Source organism: Kitasatospora sp. NPDC091276 (assembly GCF_040684355.1).
Classification (GTDB): domain Bacteria; phylum Actinomycetota; class Actinomycetes; order Streptomycetales; family Streptomycetaceae; genus Kitasatospora.
The window spans coordinates 101,948-126,909 of record NZ_JBFBFU010000012.1 but is presented as its reverse complement, the minus strand read 5'-3'; the positions used below and the strand labels follow the sequence as shown (position 1 = coordinate 126,909).

The 24,962-nt window shown below is 72.3% G+C and carries 20 protein-coding genes; 9 read left to right on the top strand and 11 right to left on the bottom strand.

Going from position 1 to position 24,962, the window contains the following annotated elements; genetic code table 11:
• Nucleotides 1-80 precede the first annotated feature (80 nt).
• Together dnaJ and hrcA are read right to left on the bottom strand one after the other, a co-directional pair.
• The gene (dnaJ, locus tag AB0O19_RS17215) at nucleotides 81-1,220 is read right to left on the bottom strand and encodes a molecular chaperone DnaJ (RefSeq protein WP_350878218.1); all 1,140 of its coding nucleotides are present in this window, start codon (nucleotides 1,218-1,220) and stop codon (nucleotides 81-83) included.
• Between the two features lie 76 nt (nucleotides 1,221-1,296).
• Nucleotides 1,297-2,331 carry a heat-inducible transcriptional repressor HrcA gene (hrcA, locus tag AB0O19_RS17210; protein ID WP_063347523.1) on the bottom strand — a complete coding sequence of 345 codons (1,035 nt, stop codon included), beginning with the start codon at nucleotides 2,329-2,331 and terminating at the stop codon, nucleotides 1,297-1,299.
• Between the two features lie 263 nt (nucleotides 2,332-2,594).
• On the opposite strand from hrcA, the gene htpX reads away from it, so the two are divergent.
• From htpX to AB0O19_RS17195, 3 genes are read left to right on the top strand one after another with little or no spacing between them, the layout of a single operon-like run.
• Nucleotides 2,595-3,515, top strand: a complete 921-nt coding sequence (htpX, locus tag AB0O19_RS17205; RefSeq protein WP_363588254.1) for a zinc metalloprotease HtpX — start codon at nucleotides 2,595-2,597, stop codon at nucleotides 3,513-3,515.
• A 50-nt stretch (nucleotides 3,516-3,565) separates the two neighbouring features.
• Entirely contained in the window at nucleotides 3,566-4,150 is a 585-nt protein-coding gene (locus AB0O19_RS17200) for a hypothetical protein (RefSeq protein WP_350878220.1), read from the top strand.
• A gap of 24 nt (nucleotides 4,151-4,174) precedes the next feature.
• Entirely contained in the window at nucleotides 4,175-5,002 is an 828-nt protein-coding gene (locus AB0O19_RS17195) for a DUF3097 domain-containing protein (protein WP_363620282.1), read from the top strand.
• A 6-nt stretch (nucleotides 5,003-5,008) separates the two neighbouring features.
• Here AB0O19_RS17195 and AB0O19_RS17190 read toward each other — a convergent pair whose 3' ends face one another.
• The 3 genes from AB0O19_RS17190 to AB0O19_RS17180 are packed head-to-tail and all read right to left on the bottom strand — an operon-like array spanning nucleotide 5,009 to nucleotide 8,875.
• Nucleotides 5,009-5,566: a Uma2 family endonuclease gene (locus tag AB0O19_RS17190; RefSeq protein ID WP_363620280.1), complete on the bottom strand. Its 558-nt coding sequence runs from the start codon at nucleotides 5,564-5,566 to the stop codon at nucleotides 5,009-5,011.
• A 41-nt stretch (nucleotides 5,567-5,607) separates the two neighbouring features.
• Entirely contained in the window at nucleotides 5,608-6,837 is a 1,230-nt protein-coding gene (gene hemW / locus AB0O19_RS17185) for a radical SAM family heme chaperone HemW (protein ID WP_363620278.1), read from the bottom strand.
• A 58-nt stretch (nucleotides 6,838-6,895) separates the two neighbouring features.
• Complete coding sequence (locus AB0O19_RS17180) at nucleotides 6,896-8,875, bottom strand: long-chain fatty acid--CoA ligase (protein ID WP_363620276.1); 1,980 nt, start codon at nucleotides 8,873-8,875, stop codon at nucleotides 6,896-6,898.
• 358 nt (nucleotides 8,876-9,233) lie between these two features.
• On the opposite strand from AB0O19_RS17180, the gene AB0O19_RS17175 reads away from it, so the two are divergent.
• On the top strand, nucleotides 9,234-10,967 hold the full coding sequence (locus tag AB0O19_RS17175) for an ABC transporter ATP-binding protein (protein WP_363620273.1): 1,734 nt from the start codon (nucleotides 9,234-9,236) through the stop codon (nucleotides 10,965-10,967).
• 194 nt (nucleotides 10,968-11,161) lie between these two features.
• Nucleotides 11,162-13,060, top strand: a complete 1,899-nt coding sequence (locus tag AB0O19_RS17170) for an ABC transporter ATP-binding protein (RefSeq protein WP_363620422.1) — start codon at nucleotides 11,162-11,164, stop codon at nucleotides 13,058-13,060.
• Between the two features lie 161 nt (nucleotides 13,061-13,221).
• Here AB0O19_RS17170 and lepA read toward each other — a convergent pair whose 3' ends face one another.
• Entirely contained in the window at nucleotides 13,222-15,090 is a 1,869-nt protein-coding gene (lepA, locus tag AB0O19_RS17165) for a translation elongation factor 4 (protein ID WP_363588268.1), read from the bottom strand.
• Nucleotides 15,091-15,278: 188 nt separating this feature from the next.
• On the opposite strand from lepA, the gene AB0O19_RS17160 reads away from it, so the two are divergent.
• The gene (locus tag AB0O19_RS17160; protein ID WP_363620271.1) at nucleotides 15,279-15,584 is read left to right on the top strand and encodes an antibiotic biosynthesis monooxygenase; all 306 of its coding nucleotides are present in this window, start codon (nucleotides 15,279-15,281) and stop codon (nucleotides 15,582-15,584) included.
• A gap of 175 nt (nucleotides 15,585-15,759) precedes the next feature.
• Nucleotides 15,760-16,029 (top strand): 30S ribosomal protein S20, encoded by a 270-nt coding sequence (gene rpsT, locus AB0O19_RS17155; RefSeq protein ID WP_270147017.1) that lies wholly within the window; start codon nucleotides 15,760-15,762, stop codon nucleotides 16,027-16,029.
• Between the two features lie 382 nt (nucleotides 16,030-16,411).
• Here the strand turns inward: rpsT and holA are convergent, their stop codons facing one another.
• Nucleotides 16,412-17,410: a DNA polymerase III subunit delta gene (gene holA / locus AB0O19_RS17150; protein WP_363588272.1), complete on the bottom strand. Its 999-nt coding sequence runs from the start codon at nucleotides 17,408-17,410 to the stop codon at nucleotides 16,412-16,414.
• A 158-nt stretch (nucleotides 17,411-17,568) separates the two neighbouring features.
• Between holA and AB0O19_RS17145 the strand changes: the two genes are divergently transcribed.
• Together AB0O19_RS17145 and AB0O19_RS17140 are read left to right on the top strand one after the other, a co-directional pair.
• On the top strand, nucleotides 17,569-17,862 hold the full coding sequence (locus AB0O19_RS17145; RefSeq protein WP_363620269.1) for a hypothetical protein: 294 nt from the start codon (nucleotides 17,569-17,571) through the stop codon (nucleotides 17,860-17,862).
• A 306-nt stretch (nucleotides 17,863-18,168) separates the two neighbouring features.
• Entirely contained in the window at nucleotides 18,169-18,906 is a 738-nt protein-coding gene (locus AB0O19_RS17140) for a chitinase (protein ID WP_363620267.1), read from the top strand.
• Nucleotides 18,907-19,105: 199 nt separating this feature from the next.
• Here AB0O19_RS17140 and AB0O19_RS17135 read toward each other — a convergent pair whose 3' ends face one another.
• The 4 genes from AB0O19_RS17135 to AB0O19_RS17120 all read right to left on the bottom strand — a co-directional run bounded on the left by AB0O19_RS17135 (nucleotide 19,106) and on the right by AB0O19_RS17120 (nucleotide 24,857).
• Nucleotides 19,106-21,730, bottom strand: coding sequence for a ComEC/Rec2 family competence protein (locus tag AB0O19_RS17135; RefSeq protein ID WP_363620265.1), 2,625 nt, complete (start codon nucleotides 21,728-21,730; stop codon nucleotides 19,106-19,108).
• A gap of 113 nt (nucleotides 21,731-21,843) precedes the next feature.
• Nucleotides 21,844-22,530: a helix-hairpin-helix domain-containing protein gene (locus AB0O19_RS17130; protein ID WP_363620263.1), complete on the bottom strand. Its 687-nt coding sequence runs from the start codon at nucleotides 22,528-22,530 to the stop codon at nucleotides 21,844-21,846.
• Between the two features lie 512 nt (nucleotides 22,531-23,042).
• Complete coding sequence (locus tag AB0O19_RS17125; protein ID WP_363620261.1) at nucleotides 23,043-23,888, bottom strand: DegV family protein; 846 nt, start codon at nucleotides 23,886-23,888, stop codon at nucleotides 23,043-23,045.
• A 132-nt stretch (nucleotides 23,889-24,020) separates the two neighbouring features.
• Nucleotides 24,021-24,857: a hypothetical protein gene (locus tag AB0O19_RS17120; RefSeq protein ID WP_363620259.1), complete on the bottom strand. Its 837-nt coding sequence runs from the start codon at nucleotides 24,855-24,857 to the stop codon at nucleotides 24,021-24,023.
• Between the last annotated feature and the right edge of the window lie 105 nt (nucleotides 24,858-24,962).

The following is a 24,962-nucleotide window of genomic DNA, read 5'->3' as shown; positions in this document are numbered from 1 at the left end:
GGGGTGGGGCGGATCGGGAACGCGAAAGGGGCGCCGGGCAGAACCCGGCACCCCCGCGCGGACGGCCAGGGCCCTAGGGCCTAGCGGCCGTTGAACGCGTCCTTGAGGCGCGAGAACAGGCCCTGCTGGCCCGGCGCGAACTGGCCGGACGGCCGCTCCTCGCCGCGCAGCACCGCGAGCCGGCGCAGCAGCTCCTCCTGCTCGGGGTCGAGCTTGGTGGGCGTCTGCACCTCGACGTGCACTATCAGGTCGCCCCGGCCGCCGCCGCGCAGGTGCGTGATGCCGCGGCCGTGCAGCGGGATCGACTGGCCGGACTGGGTGCCGGGCCGGATGTCGACCTCCTCCAGCCCGTCCAGGGTCTGCAGCGGCACCTGGGTGCCGAGGGACGCGGCCGTCATCGGGATGGTGACGGTGCAGTGCAGGTCGTCCCCGCGCCGCTGGAAGACGGTGTGGGTGGTCTCGGCGATCTCGACGTACAGGTCGCCGGCCGGGCCGCCGCCGGGGCCGACCTCGCCCTCGCCGGCCAGCTGGATCCGGGTGCCGTTGTCGACACCGGCCGGGATCTTGACGGTCAGGGTGCGCCGGGCGCGGACCCTGCCGTCGCCGGCGCACTCCGGGCACGGGGTCGGCACGACGGTGCCGAAGCCCTGGCACTGCGGGCAGGGACGGGAGGTCATGACCTGGCCCAGGAACGACCGGGTGACCTGGGAGACCTCGCCCCTGCCGCGACACATGTCGCAGGTCTGCGCGGAGGTGCCGGGGGCCGCGCCCTCGCCGCTGCACGTGGTGCAGGTGACGGCGGTGTCGACCTGGAGTTCCTTGGTGGTGCCGAAGGCGGCCTCCTCCAGGGTGATCTCCAGCCGGATCATGGCGTCCTGGCCGCGGCGGGTGCGCGAGCGCGGGCCGCGCTGGCCGGCCGCGGCGCCGAAGAAGGCGTCCATGATGTCGGAGAAGCCGAAGCCGGCCGCCCCCGCGCCGAAGCCGCCCGCGCCCCCGCCGCCCGGCGAGAGCGGGTCACCTCCGAGGTCGTAGACCTGGCGCTTCTGCGGGTCGGAGAGCACCTCGTAAGCGGCGTTGATCTCCTTGAACCGCTCCTGCGTCTTCGGGTCCGGGTTGACGTCCGGGTGCAGTTCGCGTGCCAGGCGCCGGAAGGCCTTCTTGATCTCGTCCTGCCCCGCATCCCGTCGGACGCCGAGTACCGCGTAGTAGTCCGTGGCCACCAAATGCTCCGCTTGTTCCGCCTGTAGTAGTGCTGCGACTGGACACCGCCGTCAGAGGTTCCGACGGCGGCCTGTGCTACGACTCGGCCAGGATCTGGCCCACGTACCGCGCCACCGCACGCACCGCCCCCATTGTGCCCGGATAGTCCATCCGGGTCGGACCGATCACACCCAGTTTGGCCACGCTCTCGTCGCCCGAACCGTAGCCGACCGACACCACCGAGGTGGAATTCAGCCCCTCGTAGGCGATCTCCCGCCCGATCCGGACCGTCATCGCGGCGTCCGCCGTCTCACCCAGGAGGCGGAGCAGGACGACCTGCTCCTCCAGGGCTTCCAGCACCGGCTGGATGGTCAGGGGGAAGTCGTGCCCGAAGCGGGTCAGGTTGGCCGTGCCGGCCAGCATGATCCGCTCCTCGTTCTGCTCGGCGAGCGCTTCGAACAGCGTCGCCAGGACCGTGCTGACGGTCGGGCGGTCCGGCGGCTCGAAACCCGCCGGGAGCTCCTCCAGGAACCCCGGCACGTCCGGCAGCCGCTGGCCGACGGCCCGCGCGTTGATCCGGGCCCGCAGGTCCGCCAGGACCGTCTCGCCGACCGGGCCCGGGCAGTCGACCATCCGCTGCTCGACCCGGCCGGTGTTGGTGATCAGGACCAGCATCACCTTGGTCGGGGCCAGCGCCACCAGCTCGATGTGCCGGACGGTGGACCGCGACAGCGAGGGGTACTGCACCACCGCGACCTGCCGGGTGAGCTGGGCGAGCAGCCGCACCGTCCGCATGACCACGTCGTCCAGGTCGACGGCGCCGTCCAGGAAGTGCCGGATCGCCCGGCGCTCGGGGGCGCTCATCGGCTTGACCTCGGCGAGCTTGTCGACGAACAGGCGGTACCCCTTGTCGGTGGGGATGCGCCCGGCGCTGGTGTGCGGCTGGTGGATGTAGCCCTCCTCCTCCAGCGCCGCCATGTCGTTGCGGACGGTCGCCGGGGAGACTCCGAGGTTGTGCCGCTCCACCAGGGCCTTGGAGCCGACCGGCTCCTCGGTGCCCACGTAGTCCTGGACGATCGCGCGGAGCACGGCGAGCTTGCGGTCGTCCAGCTGGCGAACCTCACCGGCCATGGGGCACACACCTCCGTCTTCGCACGTTGTCCGTTCGTGTCACGCATGCTGCTGCCCGCTCCGGGAGGATCCCGGCTCCGGCACCCGCTTTGGCACTCTGAACCTGCGAGTGCCAAAACCGTACCTGCCAGTGTAAGGCCCGGGCCCAACGGCAGGAACGGCCCGGCCGGAGTGATCCTGCCCGCAGTTCCCGGCGCGGGGGTGGTGCCGCGGGGCCGTCCGGGTGGCAGCATCGAAGACGACGGCGAATGGAGGAGCAAGCAATGTCGAGCTCGGGCCAGCACACCCGTTTCGCGCCCGACCGCGGTCTGACCGGCCGCATGGTCGTGACGATGTTCGTGATCGGGCTGCTGTACGTCGGTTTCACCGGTCTGCTGATCGTGCTGCTGCGCGGCGCCTGGCCACTGATCGTCCTGATCTCCGGCGGGCTGTTCGTGGCCCAGTTCTGGTTCAGCGACAAGATCACCGAACGGGCGATGGGCGCCCACCAGGTGACCCCTGAGCAGTACCCGCAACTGCACGGCACCATCGACCGGCTCTGCGCGCTGGCCGACATGCCCAAACCCCGGGTGGCGGTCGCCGACAACGACATGCCGAACGCCTTCGCCACCGGCCGCAACCCGCAGAACGCCGTGGTGTGCGTCACCACCGGCCTGCTGCGCCGGCTGGAGCCCGAGGAACTGGAGGGCGTCCTCGCCCACGAGCTGTCCCACGTCGCCCACCGGGACGTCGCGGTGATGACCATCGCCGGCTTCCTCGGCGTCCTCGCCGGGGCCATGACCCGGATCGCCATGTACGGCGGGTTCATGGGCGGCAACCGCAACAACAACGACCAGAACGCGGCCATCGTCGCCCTGATCATCCCGCTGGTGTCGATGGTCGTCTACGCCATCAGCTTCCTGCTCACCCGGCTCCTGTCCCGCTACCGGGAACTCGCCGCCGACCGCGCCGCCGCCCAGCTCACCGGCCGGCCCAGCGCCCTCGCCTCCGCGCTCACCAAGGTCACCGGCCAGATCGCCGCCATCCCCAGCAAGGACCTGCGCCAGGCGCAGCCCTACAACGCCTTCTACTTCGCCCCCGCGCTGAGCGCCCGGGAGACCGCCTCGCAGCTGTTCTCCACCCACCCGACGCTGGAGAAGCGCCTGGAGCAGCTGGCGAAGATCTCCGAACAGCTCGGCCGCTGAGGCCCCGCCCCCCTGCCGCCCTCCCGACTCCCTCCTCCGAAAGGACCGCCGTGGGAATCCTGGACACCCTGTTCGGGCGCACCAAGCCCGTCAAGCCCGACCTCGACCAGCTGTTCGGCGTCCCGTCCGCCGCCCTCACCCTGGAGGCCGCGGCCGGGTTCACCCCCACCGGGCTCGGCTCGGTCTGCTTCGCCGCCGTCGAGGGCGCGGCCTTCGGCCAGGTCGAACAGCAGGTGCGGGCACTGCTCGACGCCGACACCGAGCGCGGCGGCGTCCCGGTGGAGGCCTCCAAGGACGGCTACGGCTACTCCTGGCTGCTCGCCCGGCACACCCCCGAGGAACTGCCGGACCTGGTCAACGACCTGCACGCGGTCAACAGCGAGCTGGAGGCGAACGGCTTCGGACCGCAGCTGCTCTGCTCGCTGGTCGGCTTCCGCAACCCGGACGGGCAGTCGCTGGCCCTGGTCTACCTCTACAAGCGCGGCACCTTCTACCCCTTCGCCCCGATGCCCGGCGGCGGGGAGCGGCGCAACAGCCCGCTGGAGCTCCAGGTCAACGCGATGCTCGGGAACGACCTGCGGCTGGAGAAGGACCTCAGCCGCTGGTTCCCGGTCTGGGGCGCGCCGGGCCTCTGACGGTCCGTCCGTATAGTCGCTTTCATGCGCAGCCGCCAGTACGGACCCGACCTGACCCCGCCGTGGAAGAAGCAGCAGCCCGCCCCGGAGGTGACCGCCGAACGGGACCTGGTGGTGGAGGAGGCCGCCACCGGCTTCTGCGGCGCGGTGGTGCGCTGCGAGAAGACCGCCGAGGGCTTCACCGTCACCCTGGAGGACCGATTCGGCAAGCTCCGGGTGTTCCCGCTGGTGCCGCGCGGCTTCCTGCTGGAGGGCCGGACGGTCACCCTGGTGCGCCCGGCCGGCCCCGCCCCCTCCCGTACGCCGGGCCGCACCGCCTCCGGCTCGGTCGCCGTTCCCGGCGCCCGGGCCCGGGTCGCCCGCGAGTCTCGGATCTACGTCGAGGGCCGGCACGACGCCGAACTGGTCGAGCGGGTCTGGGGCGACGACCTGCGGTTCGAGGGCGTGGTCGTCGAGTACCTGGAGGGCGTGGACGACCTGCCCGCGATCGTCGCCGACTTCGCCCCCGGCCCGGGGCGGCGCCTCGGCGTCCTGGTCGACCACCTGCTCCCCGGCACCAAGGAGCACCGCATCGCCGCCCAGGTCACCGGCGACGCCGTCCTGGTCGTCGGCCACCCCTACATCGACATCTGGCAGGCCGTGAAGCCCGCCTCCGTCGGCATCGCCGGCTGGCCCGCCGTCCCGCGCGGCGAGGAGTGGAAGGAGGGCGTCTGCCGCCGCCTCGGCTGGCCGGTGAACACCCCCGCCGCCTGGAAGCGGATCCTCTCCACGGTGGACAGCTACAAGGACCTGGAGCCGGAACTGCTGGGCAAGGTCGAGGAGTTGATCGACTTCGTGACGGTTCCGGAGTGAGGCCGATCAGACGTACTGCTGAAAGTCCGTGGTGTCCAGATCGATCTCAAGCAGGCTGACGGGGGCGGGCTCGCCGAACTTGCTGGTCCGCTCGGACATGTACCTCGGGAGGCCGGACCCGGGATCCCTACCCAACCCGGTCAGCAGCACGCAGACCCCCTTGATCGGGTCCACGATCAGGTACGCGGGGACGGAGCCCTCGGCGTAGAGCTCCCGCTTGGTCCGGTAATCACGATCGACACTGGTCTTCGACACCACCTCGACCACCAGGGTGACGGCGGGCGACGGCAGCAGTCGTCCGTGCTCCTGGACCGCCCCGCGTTCGAAGACGACCAGGTCGGGCTGGGGTTCGCTCGCCTGGCCGGGGATCCCCAGGTCCTGGGTCGTGAGTGGACGCCACCGACCGTACGGAAGCTGGTGCTGAATCGCCAGGACGATGAGATCGTGGACCATGTCAGGCCCCGCCGTCATCACGATTTCCCCCCTGATGAGTTCGGCCTTGATGCCCTCCGGCACCTCCAGGTTCTCGAAGATCCCGGTCATCCGATCATCGCTGGCGGTCATCGCACGCTCCCTCCGACGGCTGAGACCCACGCTAACGAATGTCAGTCCACCAGGTCACGTACGACCGCGTCGGCGAGCAGCCGGCCCTGGAGGGTGAGGACCGCGCGGCCCTGGGCGTACGGCTCGGCGGCGAGGAGGCCGTCGGCGAGGTGGCGGGCGGCGGCGTGGCGGCCGGTGTCGGTGAGGAGGGTGAGCGGGATGCCCTCGGCGAGGCGCAGTTCCAGCAGGATGCGCTCGACCCGGCGGTCCTCCTCGGCGAGCACCTCGCGGCCCAGGGCCGGGGTGCGGCCCTCGGCGAGGGCCTGGGCGTAGGCGGCGGGGTGCTTGGCGTTCCACCAGCGGACGCCGCCGACGTGGCTGTGCGCGCCCGGGCCTGCGCCCCACCAGTCGGCGCCGGTCCAGTACAGCTCGTTGTGGCGGCAGCGGCCCTCCGGGGTGGTGGCCCAGTTGGAGACCTCGTACCAGGTGTAGCCGGCGGCGCTGAGGGCCTGTTCGGCGATGAGGTAGCGGTCGGCGTGCACGTCGTCGTCGATCATCGGCAGTTCGCCGCGCTTGACCCGGGCGGCGAGCTTGGTGCCGTCCTCGACGATCAGGGAGTACGCCGAGACGTGGTCGGGCCCGGCGCCGATGGCGGCGTCCAGGGAGGCGCGCCAGTCGTCGTCGGACTCGCCGGGGGTGCCGTAGATGAGGTCCAGGTTGACGTGGTCGAAGCCGGCGGCGCGGGCCTCGGCGACGCAGGCCTCGGGGCGGCCCGGGGTGTGGTGGCGGTCGAGCAGCTTCAGGACGTGCGGGCGGGCGCTCTGCATGCCGAAGGAGACCCGGTTGTAGCCGCCCTCGCGCAGTTCGGCCAGGTAGGCCGGGTCGACGGACTCCGGGTTGGCCTCGGTGGTGACCTCGGCACCCTCGGCGAGCCCGAACTCCTCGCGCAGCGCGGCGAGCATCTTCACCAGGTCGCGGGCGGGCAGCAGGGTGGGGGTGCCGCCGCCGAGGAAGACGGTCTGCACCGGCAGGTCGACCGGGCCGAGGACCCGGCGGGCCAGCCGGATCTCGGCGACCACGTTGTCCGCGTAGGTCTCCTGGGAGGCGACCGCCCCGGAGGAGCGCAGCTCGGTGGCGGTGTAGGTGTTGAAGTCGCAGTAGCCGCAGCGGCTGGCGCAGTAGGGCACGTGCAGGTAGAAGCCGAACGGCCGCTGCCCGAGACCGGTGCGGGCGGATGCGGGCAGGGAACCGTCGGACGGCACCGGTTCGCCGTCGGGGAGTGCGGAGGGCATGACCCCATTGTCCCGTACGGCTCACCCGAACCGGCGAGCCGTACGGGGTCCGGGCCGATCAGGCCTCGTTGGCGCCCGCGTACATCGCGGTGACGGCGTCCGCGTAGGTCCGCTCGACCACCGGGCGCTTGATCTTCAGGCTCGGGGTGAGCTCGCCGTGCTCGATGTCGAGGTCGCGCGGCAGCAGGTGGAACTTCTTGATCGTCTGCCAGCGCTGGAGGTCGGCGTTGAGCCGCTTGACGAAGCCCTCGATCAGCTGGTGCACCTGCGGGTCGGCGACCACCTCGGCGTAGGACTTGTCCTTCAGCCCGTGCTCGGCGGCCCACGGCATGATGACCGCCTCGTCCAGGCCGATCAGCGCGGTGCAGAAGTTGCGGCCGTTGCCGATCACGAGGATGTTGCTGACGAACGGGCAGACCGCCTTGAACCTGCCCTCGACCTCGCTGGGCGCGACGTACTTGCCGCCGGAGGTCTTGAACAGGTCCTTCTTGCGGTCGGTGATCCGCAGGAAGCCGTCGGGGCCGAGCTCGCCGATGTCCTCGGTGTGGAACCAGCCGTCGGCCTCCAGCACCTCGGCGGTCTTCTCGGGCAGGTCGTGGTAGCCGCGCATGACGCCGGGGCCGCGCAGCAGGATCTCGCCGTCCTCGGCGATCCGGACCTCGGTGCCGGGCAGCGGGCGGCCCACGGTGCCGATCCGGACGTCCTCCTCACGGTTGACGCAGGAGCCGGCGCTGGTCTCGCTGAGGCCGTAGCCCTCCAGGATCGGCACGCCTGCGCCGAGGAAGAAGTAGCCGATCTCGGGCGCGAGCGCGGCGCTGCCGGAGACGGCGCCGCGCAGCCGGCCGCCGAAGGCCGCGCGGATCTTGGCGTAGACCAGCTTGTCGGCCAGGCCGTGCTGGAGCCTGAGGCCCAGCGGGGCGGTGCCGGCGCCGGTGGCGATCCGGCTCTCCTGGACGGCGCGGGCGTGCTCGCGGGCGACCTTGGCGGCCCACCGGAAGATCTTGTACTTGGCGCCGCCCTCGGCCCGGGCCCGGCCGGCGATGCCGTTGTAGACCTTCTCGAAGATGCGCGGCGCCGAGGCCATCACGGTCGGCCGGATGACCGGCAGGTTGTGGATGATCCGGTCGACCCGGCCGTCCACGGCCATCACGTGGCCGGTGGCGATCTGGCCGGAGATCAGCGTCTTGCCGAACACGTGCGACAGCGGCAGCCACATGAACTGGACGTCGTCGGAGCGCAGCAGTCCGCTGGCCTCCTGGGCCCGGGCCTCGTACGCCCAGCAGTCGTGCACCAGGCGCACGCCCTTGGGGCGGCCGGTGGTGCCGGAGGTGTAGATGAGGGTGGCCAGCTGTTCCTTGTCGAGCGCGGCGACGGCCTTCTCGACCGCGTCCGGGTGCTGCTCCAGGTACTCGGCGCCGCGCTGCTCCAGCTCGGCGAGGGTGAGCACCGTGAGGGCGTTCAGGCCGTCGGCCCCGGGGGTACTGGCCTGTGGGGCGTCGGCCTCGGGGGTATCGGCCTCGGGGACGTCGACCTCGGGGGCGTCGAAGAGGATGACGGTCCGCAGCTCGGGCAGCTGTCCGAGCTGTCCGACGGCCTTGGCGAGTTGGGCGGAGTTCTCCGCGAACAGCGCCCTGGAACCGGAGTTGGAGAGGATGAACGCGGTCTCATCGGCGTTGGTGCTGGGATAGACGGTCGTCGTGGCGGCACCCGCGCACATGTTCCCGAGGTCGGCGATGATCCATTCGAGCCGGGTGGAGGAGGCGAGCGCCACCCGGTCCTCCGGCTGGATGCCGAGCGCCATCAGGCCGGCGGCCACCGCCTTGACCCGGGCCGCGGTCTGCGCCCAGGTGAGCGAGCGCCACTGCTCGGCGCCGGGGGCGCTGTCCGCGGCGTGCTCGTCGACCGGGGCCGGGTAGCGGTAGGCCTCGGCGTTCGGGGTGGCGGCGACCCGCTCCAGGAAGAGGTGGGCGACGGAGGCGGGACGCCCGGCGACCAAGTCGGCACTGCCGGAGTCGATCAGGGACTGCGCGGAACTCAACGAGGACCTCCGGGGGCGGGTGGCCGTCTGAGGGATGGTTTCGGCGCCCGTGGGGGGCGGCCGCCGGGCCCCCCGTCAACCCGGGCGATACCGGCGAGTAACAAGGGGGCAATCAGCAGCCTAGGGGGAAACCGGTCATTCCGTAAGAGGGCGGGGCCCGGCCGGCACACCGCCGCGCCGCCGGTGCCCGACGACGACTCCGCCCGCGCCCCGGTGAACCCGTGCAATCGGGCCCGCCGTACGGTTCGGCAAAGGACTGGGCAAACCTACGATCCACAACTCGTGAATCGCCTGTACGAGTCCACCAAAGAACGAGAATCGGGATGCGAATCCACCCGTCGACGACAAGAGTGTGCCAGTGCTGATCAGACTTCTCAGGGCGTACCTGCGCCCGTACTCCCGACCGATCGCGCTGCTCGTGGGGCTCCAACTGGTGTCCACCCTGGCGGCGCTCTACCTGCCGACGCTCAACGCCGACATCATCGACGACGGCGTGGTCAAGGGCGACACCGGCTACATCCTGCAGGTGGGCGGGGTGATGATCGGCATCACCCTGGTCCAGGCGCTCTGCTCGATCGGCGCCGTCTACTACGGCTCCAAGACCGCCATGGCCTTCGGCCGGGACGTCCGCGCCGCCGTCTTCGACCGGGTGCAGAGCTTCTCCGCCCGCGAGGTCGGCCAGTTCGGCGCCCCCTCGCTGATCACCCGCACCACCAACGACGTCCAACAGGTCCAGATGCTGGCCCTGATGAGCTTCACGCTCATGGTGGCCGCCCCCATCATGTGCGTCGGCGGCATCATCATGGCCCTCAACCAGGACGTGCCGCTGTCCGGCCTGCTGCTCGCGGTCATCCCGCTGCTCGGCGCCGTCGTCGTCCTCCTCGTCCGCTCGCTGCGCCCCAAGTTCCGCAGCATGCAGACCCGGATCGACACGGTGAACCGGGTCCTGCGCGAGCAGATCACCGGCATCCGGGTCATCCGCGCCTTCGTCAAGGACGACCACGAGCAGGCCCGCTTCGCCAAGGCCAACGGGGACCTCACCGACACCGCCCTCCAGGTCGGCCGGCTGATGTCGTTCATGTTCCCGGCCGTGATGCTGGTCGTGAACGTCTCCAGCGTCGCCGTGCTCTGGTTCGGCGCCCACCGGATCGACAACGGCGGCATGCAGATCGGCGCGCTCACCGCCTTCCTCTCCTACCTGATGCAGATCCTCATGAGCGTCATGATGGCCACCTTCATGTTCATGATGGTGCCGCGCGCCGAGGTCTGCGCCGAGCGCATCGAGGAGGTCCTCGGCACCTCCTCCAGCGTCGTCCCGCCCGCCGCGCCGATCACCGAGGTGCTGCGCCGCGGCAACCTGGAACTGCGCGACGTCGACTTCCGCTACCCCGGCGCCGAGGCCTCGGTGCTGCGCGGCATCGCCATCACCGCCCGCCCCGGCGAGACCACCGCCGTCATCGGCTCCACCGGCAGCGGCAAGTCCACCCTGCTCGGGCTCGTACCCCGGCTGTTCGACGCCACCTCCGGCCAGGTCCTGCTCGACGGCGTCGACGTGCGCGAACTCGCCCCCGAGGCGATCGCCGAGAGCGTCGGCCTCGTCCCGCAGAAGCCCTACCTGTTCTCCGGCACCGTCGCCAGCAACCTCCGCTACGGCCGGCCCGACGCCACCGACGAGGAACTCTGGCACGCCCTGGAGATCGCCCAGGCCAAGGACTTCGTCGCGGAACTGCCCGAAGGCCTGGACGCCCCGATCGCCCAGGGCGGCGGCAACGTCTCCGGCGGCCAGCGCCAGCGCCTGGCCATCGCCCGGGCCCTGGTCCGCCAGCCCGACGTCTACCTGTTCGACGACTCCTTCTCGGCGCTCGACTACGCCACCGACGCCAGGCTGCGCAAGGCCCTCGCCCGCGAGACCTCCGACGCCACCGTGCTGATCGTCGCCCAGCGCGTCTCCACCATCCGCGACGCCGACCGGATCATCGTCCTCGACGAAGGCGCGGTCGTCGGCACCGGCACCCACCACGAACTGATGGCCGACAACCCGACATACCGGGAGATCGTGCTCTCCCAGCTCACCGAGCAGGAGGCGGCGTGACCACCCCCGGCAAGCCCGACGCGGACACCAGGACCGCGGACACCGAGACCACGGACACCAGAACCGTGGACCCCGAGGCCGCTGACCCCGCAAAGCCCGACCCGGACACCAAGGCCGCGGACCCCGCCGACGAACTGCCCAGCGACTCGCAGGCCGCCGCCGCCCGCCGCGGCCCCGCCGGACCTGGCCGCTTCATGGGCGGCCAGGGCACCGAGAAGTCCATGGACTTCAAGGGCTCCGGCAAGCGACTGCTCGCCCTGCTGCGCCCCGAACGCAACCTGATCTCCGGCGTGCTGGCCCTCGGCGTGCTCAGCATCGGCTGCGCCGTCACCGGCCCCAAGGTCCTCGGCAACGCCACCGACCTGATCTTCGCCGGCGTCGTCGGCGCCCGCTTCGAACCCGGCACCTCCAAGACGCAGATCGTCGAGGGGCTGCGCGCCCACGGCGAGGGCGGCGTCGCCGGCCTGCTCTCCTCGGTGGACTTCACCCCCGGCCAGGGCATGGACTTCGGCGCCATCGGCACCGTGCTGCTCTGGGTGCTGGTCATCTACCTCGCCTCCGCCCTGTTCGGCATCGTCCAGGGCCGGCTGGCCACCGCGGCGATCCAGCGGGCCGGCTACCGGCTTCGCCAGGACGTCGAGGCCAAACTCGCCCGGCTGCCGCTCAGTTACTTCGACAAGCAGCCGCGCGGCGAGGTGCTCAGCCGGGTCACCAACGACATCGACAACATCAGCCAGTCCATGCAGCAGACCATGGGACAGGTCGTCAACTCGCTGCTCACCGTGATCGGCGTGCTGGCGATGATGTTCTGGATCTCCCCGCTGCTGGCGACGATCGCCCTGATCTCGGTGCCGCTGTCGGTGGCCGTCGCCGCCAAGGTCGGCAAGCGGGCGCAGCCCCAGTTCGTCCAGCAGTGGAAGTCCACCGGCCAACTCAACGCGCACATCGAGGAGATGTACACCGGCCACACCCTGGTCAAGGTGTTCGGCCGCCAGCGCGAGTCCGCCGAGACCTTCCGCGAGCACAACGAGGCGCTGTACACCTCCAGCTTCCGGGCGCAGTTCATCTCCGGGATCATCCAGCCCGCGATGATGCTGATCGGCAACCTGCAGTACGTGCTGGTCGCGGTCGTCGGCGGCCTGCGGGTGGCCAGCGGCGCGCTGTCCATCGGCGACGTGCAGGCGTTCATCCAGTACTCGCGGCAGTTCAGCCAGCCGCTCACCCAGGTCGCCAGCATGGCCAACCTGGTGCAGTCCGGGGTCGCCTCCGCCGAGCGCGTCTTCGAACTGCTGGACGCCCCCGAGCAGACCCCCGAACCGGCCGTGTCCGAGCGGCCCGACACCATCCACGGCCGGGTCGCCTTCCAGGACGTGTCCTTCCGCTACGACCCCGAGAAGCCGCTCATCGAGGACCTCTCGCTCAAGGTCGAACCCGGCCAGACCGTCGCCATCGTCGGCCCCACCGGCGCCGGCAAGACCACCCTGGTCAACCTCCTGATGCGGTTCTACGAGGTCAGCTCCGGGCGGATCACCCTCGACGGGGTCGACGTCTCCGCGATGTCCCGCGAGGAACTGCGCTCCGGCATCGGCATGGTGCTCCAGGACACCTGGCTGTTCGGCGGCACCATCGCCGACAACATCGCCTACGGCGCCCAGGGAGCCACCCGCGAGCAGGTCGTCGAGGCCGCCAAGGCCGCCCACGTCGACCGCTTCGTGCGCACCCTGCCGGACGGCTACGACACCGTCATCGACGACGACGGCGCCGGGGTCAGCGCGGGCGAGAAGCAGCTGATCACCATCGCCCGGGCGTTCCTCGCCCAGCCGTCGATCCTCGTCCTGGACGAGGCGACCAGCTCCGTCGACACCCGCACCGAGGTGCTGATCCAGCGGGCCATGGCCCGGCTGCGCACCGGCCGCACCAGCTTCGTGATCGCGCACCGGCTCTCCACCATCCGGGACGCCGACGTGATCCTGGTGATGGAGAACGGCTCGATCGTCGAACAGGGCTCGCACGACGAGCTGATCGCCGCGCACGGCGCCTACGCGCGGCTGTACCAGGCGCAGTTCGCGGAGGCCGTGGCCGAGATGGACTGACCGTCACACACCGCCGGTGCCGAGCCGGGGCGGGCCCGAACCGCCCCGGCTCCTCGTCCGTGGTGCGCTGCGGTGGCCGCTCCGGCGGAGAGAACGAGGGTGGGGAGAACGAGGAGGGGCCCGGGCGGTTGTCCGCCCGGGCCCCTCTCACGCGCCTGTGGTTACTTCTTTTCCTTCGGCGCCTCGGCGTCGGTGGACAGCGCGGCGATGAAGGCCTCCTGCGGGACCTCCACGCGGCCGACCATCTTCATCCGCTTCTTGCCTTCCTTCTGCTTCTCCAGCAGCTTGCGCTTGCGCGAGATGTCACCGCCGTAGCACTTGGCGAGGACGTCCTTGCGGATCGCGCGGACCGTCTCACGGGCGATCACCCGGGAGCCGATGGCCGCCTGGATCGGCACCTCGAACTGCTGGCGCGGGATCAGCTTCTGCAGCTTGCCCGCCATCATCACGCCGTAGCCGTAGGCCTTGTCCTTGTGCACGATCGCGGAGAAGGCGTCCACCGCGTCGCCGTGCAGCAGGATGTCGACCTTCACCAGCTGGGCGGACTGCTCGCCGATGGGCTCGTAGTCGAGCGAGGCGTAGCCGCGGGTCTTGGACTTCAGCTGGTCGAAGAAGTCGAAGACGATCTCGGCGAGCGGCAGGGTGTAGCGCAGCTCGACCCGGTCCTCGGACAGGTAGTCCATGCCCTGGAGGTTGCCGCGGCGGGACTGGCAGAGCTCCATGATCGCGCCGACGAACTCGTTGGGCGCCAGGATGGTGCCGCGCACGACCGGCTCGTACACCTCGGCGATCTTGCCGGTCGGGAACTCGCTCGGGTTGGTGACGATGTGCTCGGTACCGTCCTCCATGATCACCCGGTAGACCACGTTCGGGGCGGTGGAGATCAGGTCGAGGTTGAACTCGCGCTCCAGGCGCTCCCGGATGATCTCCAGGTGCAGCAGGCCGAGGAAGCCGCAGCGGTAGCCGAAGCCGAGCGCGACCGAGGTCTCCGGCTCGTACACCAGCGCGGCGTCGTTCAGCCGCAGCTTGTCCAGGGCGTCGCGCAGCAGCGGGTAGTCCGAGCCGTCCAGCGGGTACAGGCCGGAGAACACCATCGGGCGCGGGTCCTTGTAGCCGCCCAGCGCCTCGGTCGCACCCTTGTGCATCGAGGTGATGGTGTCACCGACCTTGGACTGCCGGACGTCCTTCACGCCGGTGATGATGTAACCCACCTCGCCGACGCCCAGGCCGTCGGCGACCTTCGGCTCGGGCGAGATGACGCCGATCTCCAGCAGCTCGTGGGTGGCGCCGGTGGACATCATCGCGATCCGCTCGCGCTTGGTGAGCTGTCCGTCCACGACACGCACGTAGGTGACCACGCCGCGGTAGGAGTCGTACACCGAGTCGAAGATCATCGCGCGGGCCGGGGCGTCCTTGACGCCGACCGGGGCCGGGACGGTGTTGACGATGTGGTCCAGCAGGTCCTCGACGCCGAGGCCGGTCTTGGCGCTGACCTGCAGCACGTCCGAGGGGTCGCAGCCGATGATGTGCGCGATCTCCGCCGCGTACTTCTCCGGCTGGGCGGCCGGCAGGTCGATCTTGTTCAGCACCGGGACGATCGTGAGGTCGTTCTCCAGCGCCAGGTACAGGTTGGCGAGGGTCTGCGCCTCGATGCCCTGGGCCGCGTCGACCACCAGGATGGTGCCCTCGCAGGCCGCGAGGGAGCGGGACACCTCGTACGTGAAGTCCACGTGGCCGGGGGTGTCGATCATGTTGAGGATGTGCGTCGTCCCGGCATTCGGACCGGTCCTCGGCGCCCACGGGAGGCGGACCGCCTGCGACTTGATGGTGATGCCGCGCTCGCGCTCGATGTCCATGCGGTCGAGGTACTGGGCGCGCATCTGCCGCGGGTCGACGACGCCCGTGATCTGCAGCATCCGGTCTGCGAGCGTCGACTTGCCGTGGTCGATGTGGGCGATGATGCAGAAGTTGCGGATCAGCGCCGGGTCGGTACGGCTGGGCTCTGGCACATTGCTGGGGGTCGCGGGCACCTTGGTCCGATTCTCCGTTGGTCCGGGGCCGGGGGTGTCCTGGTCATCGCTGACCGGTTTTCCCGGGGACCGGACAGTCTCGTCCGATCGAAATAGTTCCTCCCATCCTCCCACGACCACGGCGCGGGCCGCCGTTCGGTCCGCCCGGACCTTCTCCGGGCCCGTGCCAGACGGCAGGATGGCACCCCGTGATCCTCGAAAGCGCCCTGCTCGACGTCCTGCCCGGCCAGGAGGACGAGTTCCTCGCCGCCTTCGCCGAGGCCCGGCCCCTGATCACCGTCCAGCAGGGCTTCCGCTCCCTGCAACTGCGCCGCTGCCTCGACGAAGGACGCGGCTCGCGATTCCTCCTCCAGGTGGAATGGGAGACGCTCGCGGACCACACCGAGGGCTTCCGCGGCTCAGCCGAGTACCGGCGGTGGCGGGAGCTCCTGCACCGCTTCTACCGGCCGTTCCCGGAGGTCGAGCACTACGGGGAGCCGGTGCTCAGTGCGTAGACGGCCCACTACCGCGCAGGCGACCCGGCTACGGGGCCGGGCGCCCGGTTTGGGGCGGGTGGCGGGCCCCTGGTAGCGTGGGCTGCTGCACCTGGCCCCGGCATGCCCTCTCAGCTGCCCGGCGGCCGCGCGGTGCAGCCCGTTCAATCCTTTTAGACAAGACTGAGGCTCCTTCGTGGCGAACATCAAGTCCCAGATCAAGCGCAACAAGACCAACGAGAAGGCGCGCCTGCGCAACAAGGCCGTCAAGTCCTCGCTGAAGACCGCCCTGCGCAAGGCCCGCGAGGCCGCTGCCGCCGGCGAGACCGAGAAGGCCACCGTGCTGGCCCGCGCCGCCTCCAAGGCGCTGGACAAGGCCGTGAGCAAGGGCGTCATCCACGCCAACCAGGCCGCCAACAAGAAGTCGGCCATCACCAAGCGCGTCAACGCGGCCGCCCAGGCCTGACGCCCCGGGGGCCTCGGCCCCCACCGCCTCGGGACGGACCCGGCCCTCTACCCGGACCCCTGAGGCGCGAGAGACTCGCACCGCACGCGGCCTGCGTTCGCCACGCGGGTGCGGTGTACGAAGCAGTACGACAGGCGCCATAGTCGGCCTCTCCCCAGAGGCCCGCTACGGCGCCTGTCGCGTTCCGTGGCCCCGGTCGCTGTCGTCTGGCCGGTCACGCGCGTCCGGGGCTCCGGACGGCGCTGCGGGCCGACGCCTGGGAAACCGTCCACTCGATGGGCGCGTAGGCGCGTAGGCGGGTCGGCGGGTGAGCAGGTGGTGGCAGGCGGGTCGGCGGGTGGCCGGGCAGGCGGGGGCCGGGTCCGATCCGGTGGCCGCGCCGTCAGTACGCCGGGCGGGACCCGGCCCGGGCCGCCCGGGCGACGGCCACCACCGCGCGCTCCAGCGCGAAGGCCGGATCGTCCGAGCCGCCCTTGACGGCGGCGTCGGCCTGGGCGATCGCGGTCAGCGCGGTGGCCACCCCGTCGCCCGTCCAGCCGCGCATCTGCTGGCGCACCCGATCGACCTTCCACGGCGGCATGCCCAACTCGCGGGCCAGGTCCGCCGGACGCATGTTCCGCCCGGTGGTCGCCAACCGCCCGATGCTGCGCACGCCGGAGGCCAGCGCGTAGGTGATGCCGGTCGGCGGCTGGCCCACCGCCAGGGCCCAGCGCAGCCGCTCCAGCGCCTCCGCGGCCCGGCCGGTGACCGCCAGATCGGCCACCTCGAAGCCCGTCGCCTCGGCCCGGCCGCTGTAGTAGCGGGCCACCACCGTCTCGTCGATCGCGCCCTCGACGTCCGAGGTCAACTGGCTGCACGCGGCCGCCAGCTCGCGCAGGTCGCTGCCGAGCGAGTCCAGCAGGGCCTGGCAGGCCTCCGGCGTCGCCGAGCGGCCCAGCGTACGGAACTCACCCCGGACGAAGGCCAGCCGCTCGCTCGCCTTGGTCAGCTTCGCGCACGCCACCTCGCGACCGCCCGCCTTGCGCCCGGCGTCCAGCAGGCCCTTGCCCTTGGCCCCGCCCGCGTGCGCCAACACCATGATCACTTCTTCGGCCGGCGCCTCGATGTACGCCTTGACCTCCTTCACCGAGTCGGCGGAGAGGTCCTGCGCGGCCCGCACCACGATCACCTTGCGCTCGGCGAACAGCGACGGCGTGGTCAGCTCGGCCAGGCTGCCCGGCTGCAGGCCGCCGGGCGGCAGATCCCGCACGTCGGTGTCCGGGTCCGCCGCCTTCGCCGCCGCCACCACCTGGGCGACCGCGCGGTCCAGCAGCAGCTCCTCCTGGCCGACCGCGAGGGTCAGCGGGGCGAGCAGGTCGTCGGGTGCACTCTTCCTGGCCATCGCCTACCAGCATCCCACGGGGCGCGGACACTCCCGCCCGGGGCGACCCCGGCCCCTGGCCCCGCCCGGTCCCGCCCCTCCGGCCCGACCTACCCGACCCGGCCCGCCTGACCCGACCTGCCCGACCGTGTCGACCACCCGACCTGGAGAATGGTCCGGTGACCGAGAACCACACCACCGACCTGCCGGACGTCAACGACCCGCACGCCCGGCAACTGCTCGTCCTGCCCGACCGCGACGCCGCCGAGGACGCCTCCGAGGAGCTCAGCGCCGCCCACCCCGACCTCGGCGAGCTCGACCTCGTCCGGGACGCCCTGGCCGGCGAGGACGACGCCGAGGACGCCCAGTGGCTGGTCGTCGTCGAGCCCCCGGAGGACGGCTGGACCCCGGCCCTGCTGCACGCCCTGGACGCCATCGCCGTCGAGCACGAGGGCTGGCGCGAGGAAGGCTGACACCGACGGCCGGACCCCGGCCCGGCCCGGAACCTTCGAGGGGAACGGGCCCGGGCGCGGCGCTGCGCCCGTTCCGGGCCGAGGAGCGCGAGGCCGCCTCCACCCCGCGCCGCCGGGTCCGACCACCTCGGCGTCAACCCTCGACGAGCCACACCCCCCGTCGAGTGATTCACCGTCAATTCCATGCCTCCTCACACCAAGTGCGTGTCATTCTGCGAACGTTGCTTCGGCCACGAATCCTTGAGCGCCCGAGCCGGCTGCCCGCAGGGGCTCAGCGGCTCGGTCCACGCCACCGAAGGAGTGCAGATGTCCGTATCCCGTGCCCTGTCCCGGACCCGGTCGCGCGTTCTGGCCGTGCTGAGCGCCGCCGCAGTCGCGAGCGGGCTGGCGGTCGCCGTTCCGGCGACGCCCGCCTCCGCCGACGGGTTCGTGGTCAGCGAGGCCCAGTTCAACCAGATGTTCCCGAACCGGAACTCCTTCTACACGTACGACGGCCTGGTCAATGCGCTGAGCGCCTACCCCGGGTTCGCCACCACCGGGGACGACGCGACGCGCAGGCGGGAGGCGGCCGCCTTCCTCGCCAACGTCAGCCACGAGACCGGCGGCCTGCGGTACGTCGTCGAGCAGAACACCGCCAACTACAGCCACTACTGCGACGCCTCGCAGCCCTACGGCTGTCCGGCCGGCCAGAGCGCCTACTACGGGCGCGGCCCGCTCCAGATCAGCTGGAACTTCAACTACAAGGCGGCGGGCGACGCCCTGCACATCGACCTGCTGGACAACCCCTACCAGGCGGAGCAGGACCCCGCCGTCTCCTGGAAGACCGGCCTCTGGTTCTGGGACACCCAGAACGGCGCCGGGACGATGACCCCGCACGACGCCATCGTCAACGGCAGGGGCTTCGGCGAGACCATCCGCAGCATCAACGGCGCCCTGGAATGCAACGGCCAGAACCCGGACGAGCGCAACGACCGCATCAACCTCTTCCAGAACTTCGTCGGCATCCTCGGCACCGACGTCGGCGGCGGCAACATCTCCTGCTGACCCGGCCTGCCTGCCAACAGCTCGCGCTCGACGGGCGAGCGCGACGCACCACCGTAGGTGCCCGTACTTCGGCGCGCTCCGGGCAGGGCCCGGAGCGCGCCGCAATCGTTCTCCGGGCCCCGCCCCGCCCCCTCCCTCCTCCCCACCCCCACCCCTTTCCCTTCCCCCACCTGATGGCTGGGAGGAGAGGAGGGCGGGGTCAGCCGGGCGGGGCTCGCGGAGTGTGCGAGCCCCGCCCGGTACGGGAGTCGGGCGCTCCATCCGCAGCGTGCGAGCGGGGCTTGCGCGCCTCGTGCGCCGTCTGCGGGTGCACGGACACCCCGAGGACGGCCGGCGAGCCGCCCGTCACCGCGATGTCGCCCACCCGATCGGTGCGCAGCACGCTCGCACCCAGCGCGCGCAGCCGGTCCACCGTCCGCACGGACGGATGCCCGTACGCGTTTCCCTCGCCGCACGAGATCAACGCCAGCCGGGGACGCAACGCACCGGTCAAGGCCCAGTCCTGATGCGCGGATCCGTGGTGCGCCACCTTCAGGACGTCCACCTGCCCCAACCGGCCCAGCAGCACCGACTGGGCAGGCGGTTCGAGGTCCCCGAGCAACGCCATCCTCAGTCCGCCCGCCACCGACACCACCAGCGCGACGCTCGCATTGTTCGCCCCCGATGCCTCGGCAGCCGCCCCGGCGTCGGGCCAGACCACCTCCCAGGACAGCCCCGGCCCCACCGAACGCCGTTCACCGCGCCCCGCGCGCAGCAGCGGGACTCCGGCACCAGCCGCCCAGCCCGCCACCCGGGCCGCCTCACCCGGCGGATCGTCCAGGGTCGTGCCCTCGATCGCTCCGACCCGGCGGCCCCGGAACACCCCCGGCACACCCTCGACGTGATCGGCGTGGAAGTGCGTCACCACCAACAACGGCACTTCCGTGACACCCAGATCCCGCAGGCACCTGTCGGCGGCGTTCGGATCCGGCCCCGCATCGACCACCACCGCACTGTCCTGTGCACCGGCCGCGAGCACCAGCATGTCCCCTTGGCCCACGTCGCACATCACCATCCGCCACCCCGGCGGCGGCCAGCCGGTCGCGATCCGGGTGAGCTGCGGTGGCCGCAGCAGCACGGCCAGCAGGACCACGAGCAGGACCCCCGTCACCAGCGCCCGCACCCACCGCCGCCGGGCGCGGACGGGCTTGCCGGACGGCGCCCGCCGTGGCAGCAGGAGCGGCATCACCCAGCAGACCGCCAGGGTGGCCAGCGCGACCGTCGCCGTCCCGAACCACCCGCCCGGCCAGGAAAGTTGGCTGCCCGGAAGTTCGGCACCGCGCCGTGCCACCAGGGCGAGCCAGCCGACCGGCACGCCGGCCGGCTCCGCGAGCAGCCGGGCCAGGTCCGGGAGGAGCGGCTGCAGCACGAGCACCCCGAAGCCGAGCAGGGTCGCCGGGGCCACCGCCAGTTCGGCCAGCAGGTTGCACGGGATCGCGACCAGGCTGACGTGCCCGGACAGCACCACCGTCACCGGCGCGCACAGGGCCTGGGCGGCGGCCGTCGCCGCCAGGGCACCCGCCAGGTGGTGCGGCCAGCGCCGGGACCGCAGCGCCTCGGCCCAGTGCGGCCCGAGGACGAGCAGCCCGGCCGTGGCGAGCACCGAGAGCAGGAATCCGAAGGAACGCGCCAGGAACGGGTCGAGCAGGACGAGCACCAGGACCGCCCCGGCGAGCGCGGGCACCGCCTGCCGGGGCCGGCCGGTGGCCAGCGCGAGCATGCCGATCAGCCCCGTCCCGGCCGCGCGCAGCACGCTGGGCTCCGGCCGGCAGACGGCGACGAAGGCCAGCGTCAGCGCCGTCCCGAGCAGCGCGCTGGTGCGCAGCGAGAGCCCCAGCAGCGCGGCCAGCCCGCGCCGTTCCGGGGTGCCGGCCTGCCCCGGGGCGCCCAGCAGCGCGCCGAGGACGATCGCCAGGTTGGCCCCGCTCACCGCCACCAGGTGCACCAGGTCGGTGGCCCGGAAGGCGTCCTCAAGGTCGTCGGGCAGTCGCGAGGTGTCCCCCACGACCAGGCCCGGGAGCAGTCCGCGCGCGTCCGGCGGGAGCCCGTCGCTGGCCGTGCGCAGACCGGCACGCAGCCGCCCGGCGATCCGCTGCGGCAGGCTCGGCGGCGCGAGGTGCCGGGGCGAGCCGTGGACGACCAGCAGCGCCGCGCACGAGGTGTCGTAGCCGTCTCCCGCGGGCCGCACCTCGGCCTCCACCGCCAGCCGCTCCGACGGGAGCAGCCCCTGCCAGGGCCCGGATTCCGCGCCCCGGACCATGACGGTCACCGGGGTCCGCGTCCGGGTGCTCCGCCCGTCCGGCAGGAGCGTGACCCGGTCGGCCACCGCGTCGATGGTGAGGAGGGTCTGCCCGCCGGTGGTCCCGCCCCGGGCCGTGTGGGCCTTCGGGTCCCCGGCGACGGTCAGCTCCGCCTCCACCACCCGAGCGGGCTCGCCCGGGGACCGCGGCGGGGCGTGCTCGGCCGCTCGGACGAGCTCCGGCAGCGGCCCCCGGTACAGATCGGCGGTGTGCAGCGGGGTGGCCACCGCCGCGGCGGCTCCGGTGAGCAGGACGGCGGCCAAGGTCACCGCCGCTGCGCGTCGGCGCAGGAGCGCGGGCCTGACGAGCAGCAGGACGGCCGCCGCCGCGGCGGCACCCGCCAGGCCGAAGGCGAGGACGTCGTACCCCGGCTCCAGGCCGAGGAGCGCGGCCGTCACCACCCAGGCCGAGACGGCGGGAAGCAGCAGCCGGAAGTCGGCACCGGTGGAGCGGTTCGGCAGGTTCGGTCCGGTGGTGGCGGGCACGGCGGTACCTCCCTTCGGCGGGTGGCGGCGACGGACGAAGGACGACGGACGACGACGGACGGACGACGACGGACGGACGGGAGAACAGGCGGGCAAGGGGACGGACGGGGAGGTCAGAGGGTCAGCAGCGGACGGAGTTCCGCGAACGTGCGCGCCCCGATGCCGCTGACCTGCCGGAGCTGGTCGAGCGTGCGGAACGAGCCATGCGATGTGCGGTAGGCGAGGATGCGCTGGGCGAGGGTCGGGCCGACGCCGGGGAGGGCGTCGAGCTGTTCGAGGCCGGCGCGGTTGAGGCTGACGGGCGGTCTGGGCGTGCCGGCCGCCGGCGGTCCGTTGCCGGCTCCGGCGCCCGGGGCGGAGGCCTGAGCCGGCTCGCCGACCAGGATCTGTTCACCGTCCGTCAGTACCCGGGCCAGGTTGAGGCTCCGGGTGTCCGTCTCCGGCAGCGGACCGCCCGCCGCCCGCAGGGCGTCGGCCACCCGCGAGCCGCCGGGCAGGGTGTGCAGGCCTGCGAGGTGCACCCGCCCGCCGATGTCGACCACGACGACCGCCCCGCCCCCGGCGCCGACGGGATCGGCCGCCGGGCCCGGGCCCGGGCCCGAGGCCGTAGCCGGCACGGACGCGGATGTCGCCCCCGGTGAATCCGGTGAGACCGGTGAGACCGGTGAGACCGGGGCGGAGGCCAACGCCGGCACGGCCACCGCCTGCGGTCTGGCCAGCCAGAAGTGCTGCACGGCGTAGCCGACCGCGAACAGCAGCAGGACGGCCAACCCGGCCACCGCCCGCCGGTCGAGTGCCATCGCCGAGCCGAATCGAAGACCCGACCCGGCCCCCGGCTCCGGCGGATCCGCGTCACCGCCCGCCCTGACCGGATCCAACGGCACAGGTGGCACGGGCGGCGCAGGCCCCGCCGGCGGAGGCCGTTCCCCCGCCCCGGACGGAACCGCGACCGAAGGCGGCCCGGTCGACGCGAGCGCGCCCACCGCGGCACCGAAGCCCACCGGCCCCCCAGCCCCGACCCCGCCCCCTGCCCCTGCCCCTGCCCCTGCCCCATCGCCCACGGCGCTGCTGCCGCCGGTCGGCAGCAGCGCTGCCATCCGCAGCCGGACGGTCTCGTTGATCTCGTGGCGCTTCGCCGCGCCCAGGCCCATGGTCGTCATGCCGAGGACGGTAGGAGTCCTCGGCAGAGTGCGCAGAAATTACCGAACCCCTGTGGATAACTCGGGGGTTGTGGACAAAACAGATCACTCACACGAGTGGTCGGTGCCGCGAAAAGTTGACCAGAGCCCGCGACGCGGCGCGACCGGCCCGCTCAGCGCGGCGCGACGACCACCGCGAGCAGCCCCGGCCCGACGTGCGCGCCGATCACCGCCCCCACCTCGCCCACGTACAGCTCCCGCAGCCCCGGCACCCGGGCCCGCAGCCGCTCCGCGAGCGGCTCGGCCCGTTCCTCGGCCGCCAGGTGGTGCACGGTGATGTCGACCTCCCCGCCCCCCGACCGCTCGACCGCGATCTCCTCCAAGCGCGCGATCGCCCGCGACGCGGTGCGCACCTTCTCCAACGGTTCGATCCGCCCCCCGTCCAGGTGCAGCAGCGGCTTGACCGCCAGCGCCGACCCGAGCAGCGCCCGCGCCGCGCCGATCCGGCCGCCCCTGCGCAGGTGCTCCAGGGTGTCGACGTAGAAGAACCCGCTGGTCACGGCCGCCCGCCGGGTGGCGGCCTCGGCCGCCGCCGCCAGGTCCCGCCCGTCCGCGATCGCCTCGGCCGCCGCCAGCACCGCGTATCCGAGGGCCATGCCGACCAGTCGGCTGTCCACCACCCGCACGGGTACCGGAGCCTCGGCGGCCGCCAGCCGGGCGGCCTCCACCGTGCCGGACAGCTCGCCGGAGATGTGCACCGAGACGATGCCCTTCGCCCCGGCCTCGGCGGCGGCCCGATAGGCGGCGGCGAAGGCCTCGGGGTTCGGTCGGGAGGTCGTCACCCGCTGCTTGTCGCGCAGCGCCTCGGCGACGTCCTTGGGGGAGATCTCAACGCCTTCGCACAGGACCGCGTCACCGACCGCGACGCTCAGCGGGACCACCGTGATCCCGTACCGGTCGAGGGTCTCCTGCGGCAGGTAGGCCGTGGAGTCGGTGACAAGTGCGAGGTCAGAGGGCATGAGGCGGAGATTACTCCCCGTTCGTCCGGGAGGACAGCGCCCGGGTGCGAACCCCGAAGGGCCCCGAGGGCGCCGCCGGGACAAGCACGCGGCACCCGCCGAAACACGGCCGCAGCACCCGACGCGGGGTGCTCAGCCCGCCGTGGGCCCCGCCGACGGCTTCCGCAGCCGCTGGGCCAGTTTGGCCAGCGGGTCGGCGAGCCCGAGCAGTTCCTCCGCGCTCGGGCGCCCCTTCCCGTCCGTCAGCCCGGCCCGCGCAGCACCGCCGGAGGCCGCCCCTGAACGCGTACCCGCAGACGCGGACACGGAGCCAGCGGAACCAGTGGCAGCAGCGGAACCAGCGCCAGCAGCAGAGCCTGCGGAACCGGCGCCGGCAGCGGAGCCACCGGAGGAGGACGCGGACGACGACTCCCCCGAGGTGTCCCAGTGCCGCAGCGCCCCCGCCTCGCTCTCGCACTCCTGGCTGAGCCGGCTCAGCTCGTCGTCCGCGAACCGGTGCATCCGGTCCTGCGCGGCCCAGCGCATGGTCTCCGCAGAGTGGGTGATCCGTTCGGCGCGCTCGCGCAGCTCCGGCAGCTTGGCCGCGATCCGCGCGGTGTCCGGCTCCCGCTCCAGCATCCGCAGTTCGCCGTCGAGTTCGGCGGCGTGCGTGTCGAGCCTGCCGAGCAGGGCGAGGGACTCGCCGAGCTGGCCGTCCTGGGGGAGGCCGCTCTCCAGCACCTGCCGGGTGCCGTCGAGCGAGGTGCGCAGGCCGAGCCGGACGGCGGCGATCTGGCCGGGCGGTCCGACCTTGGTGAAGGTCTTCGCCTTGAGGGTCGCGTTCTCCACGGCACGCCGGGCGTTGGCCTCGTGCCGCCCGATCTTCGTGGCTACGGCCTTCGCCGCCTTGACCGTGCCGACCACGGCCAGGACGAACGCCGCGATCCCGAAGAGCAGGACCAGGCCGATCATCACGCCGAACGCGTCCATCGCGAGCCACCTTCCGCCACCGTTTCGGCCCCCACCGGACCCAACGCGGGCCGTACTGCCGAGGGTTCCACGGTAGCCGCCGGATCGGGCCCGGAGCGGACGGAA

Excerpts from the sequence above, each read along its gene's own strand:
- AB0O19_RS17195 (WP_363620282.1), top strand. The coding sequence starts at position 4,175 with ATGCGCAGCCGCCAGTACGGACCCGACCTGACCCCGCCGTGGAAGAAG.
- holA (WP_363588272.1), bottom strand. The coding sequence starts at position 17,410 with ATGGCCAGGAAGAGTGCACCCGACGACCTGCTCGCCCCGCTGACCCTC.
- AB0O19_RS17125 (WP_363620261.1), bottom strand. The coding sequence starts at position 23,888 with ATGCCCTCTGACCTCGCACTTGTCACCGACTCCACGGCCTACCTGCCG.
- hrcA (WP_063347523.1), bottom strand. The coding sequence starts at position 2,331 with ATGGCCGGTGAGGTTCGCCAGCTGGACGACCGCAAGCTCGCCGTGCTC.
- hemW (WP_363620278.1), bottom strand. The coding sequence starts at position 6,837 with ATGCCCTCCGCACTCCCCGACGGCGAACCGGTGCCGTCCGACGGTTCC.
- AB0O19_RS17190 (WP_363620280.1), bottom strand. The coding sequence starts at position 5,566 with ATGACCGCCAGCGATGATCGGATGACCGGGATCTTCGAGAACCTGGAG.
- AB0O19_RS17120 (WP_363620259.1), bottom strand. The coding sequence starts at position 24,857 with ATGGACGCGTTCGGCGTGATGATCGGCCTGGTCCTGCTCTTCGGGATC.
- AB0O19_RS17170 (WP_363620422.1), top strand. The coding sequence starts at position 11,162 with ATGGGCGGCCAGGGCACCGAGAAGTCCATGGACTTCAAGGGCTCCGGC.
- htpX (WP_363588254.1), top strand. The coding sequence starts at position 2,595 with ATGTCGAGCTCGGGCCAGCACACCCGTTTCGCGCCCGACCGCGGTCTG.
- AB0O19_RS17140 (WP_363620267.1), top strand. The coding sequence starts at position 18,169 with ATGTCCGTATCCCGTGCCCTGTCCCGGACCCGGTCGCGCGTTCTGGCC.
- AB0O19_RS17130 (WP_363620263.1), bottom strand. The coding sequence starts at position 22,530 with ATGGCACTCGACCGGCGGGCGGTGGCCGGGTTGGCCGTCCTGCTGCTG.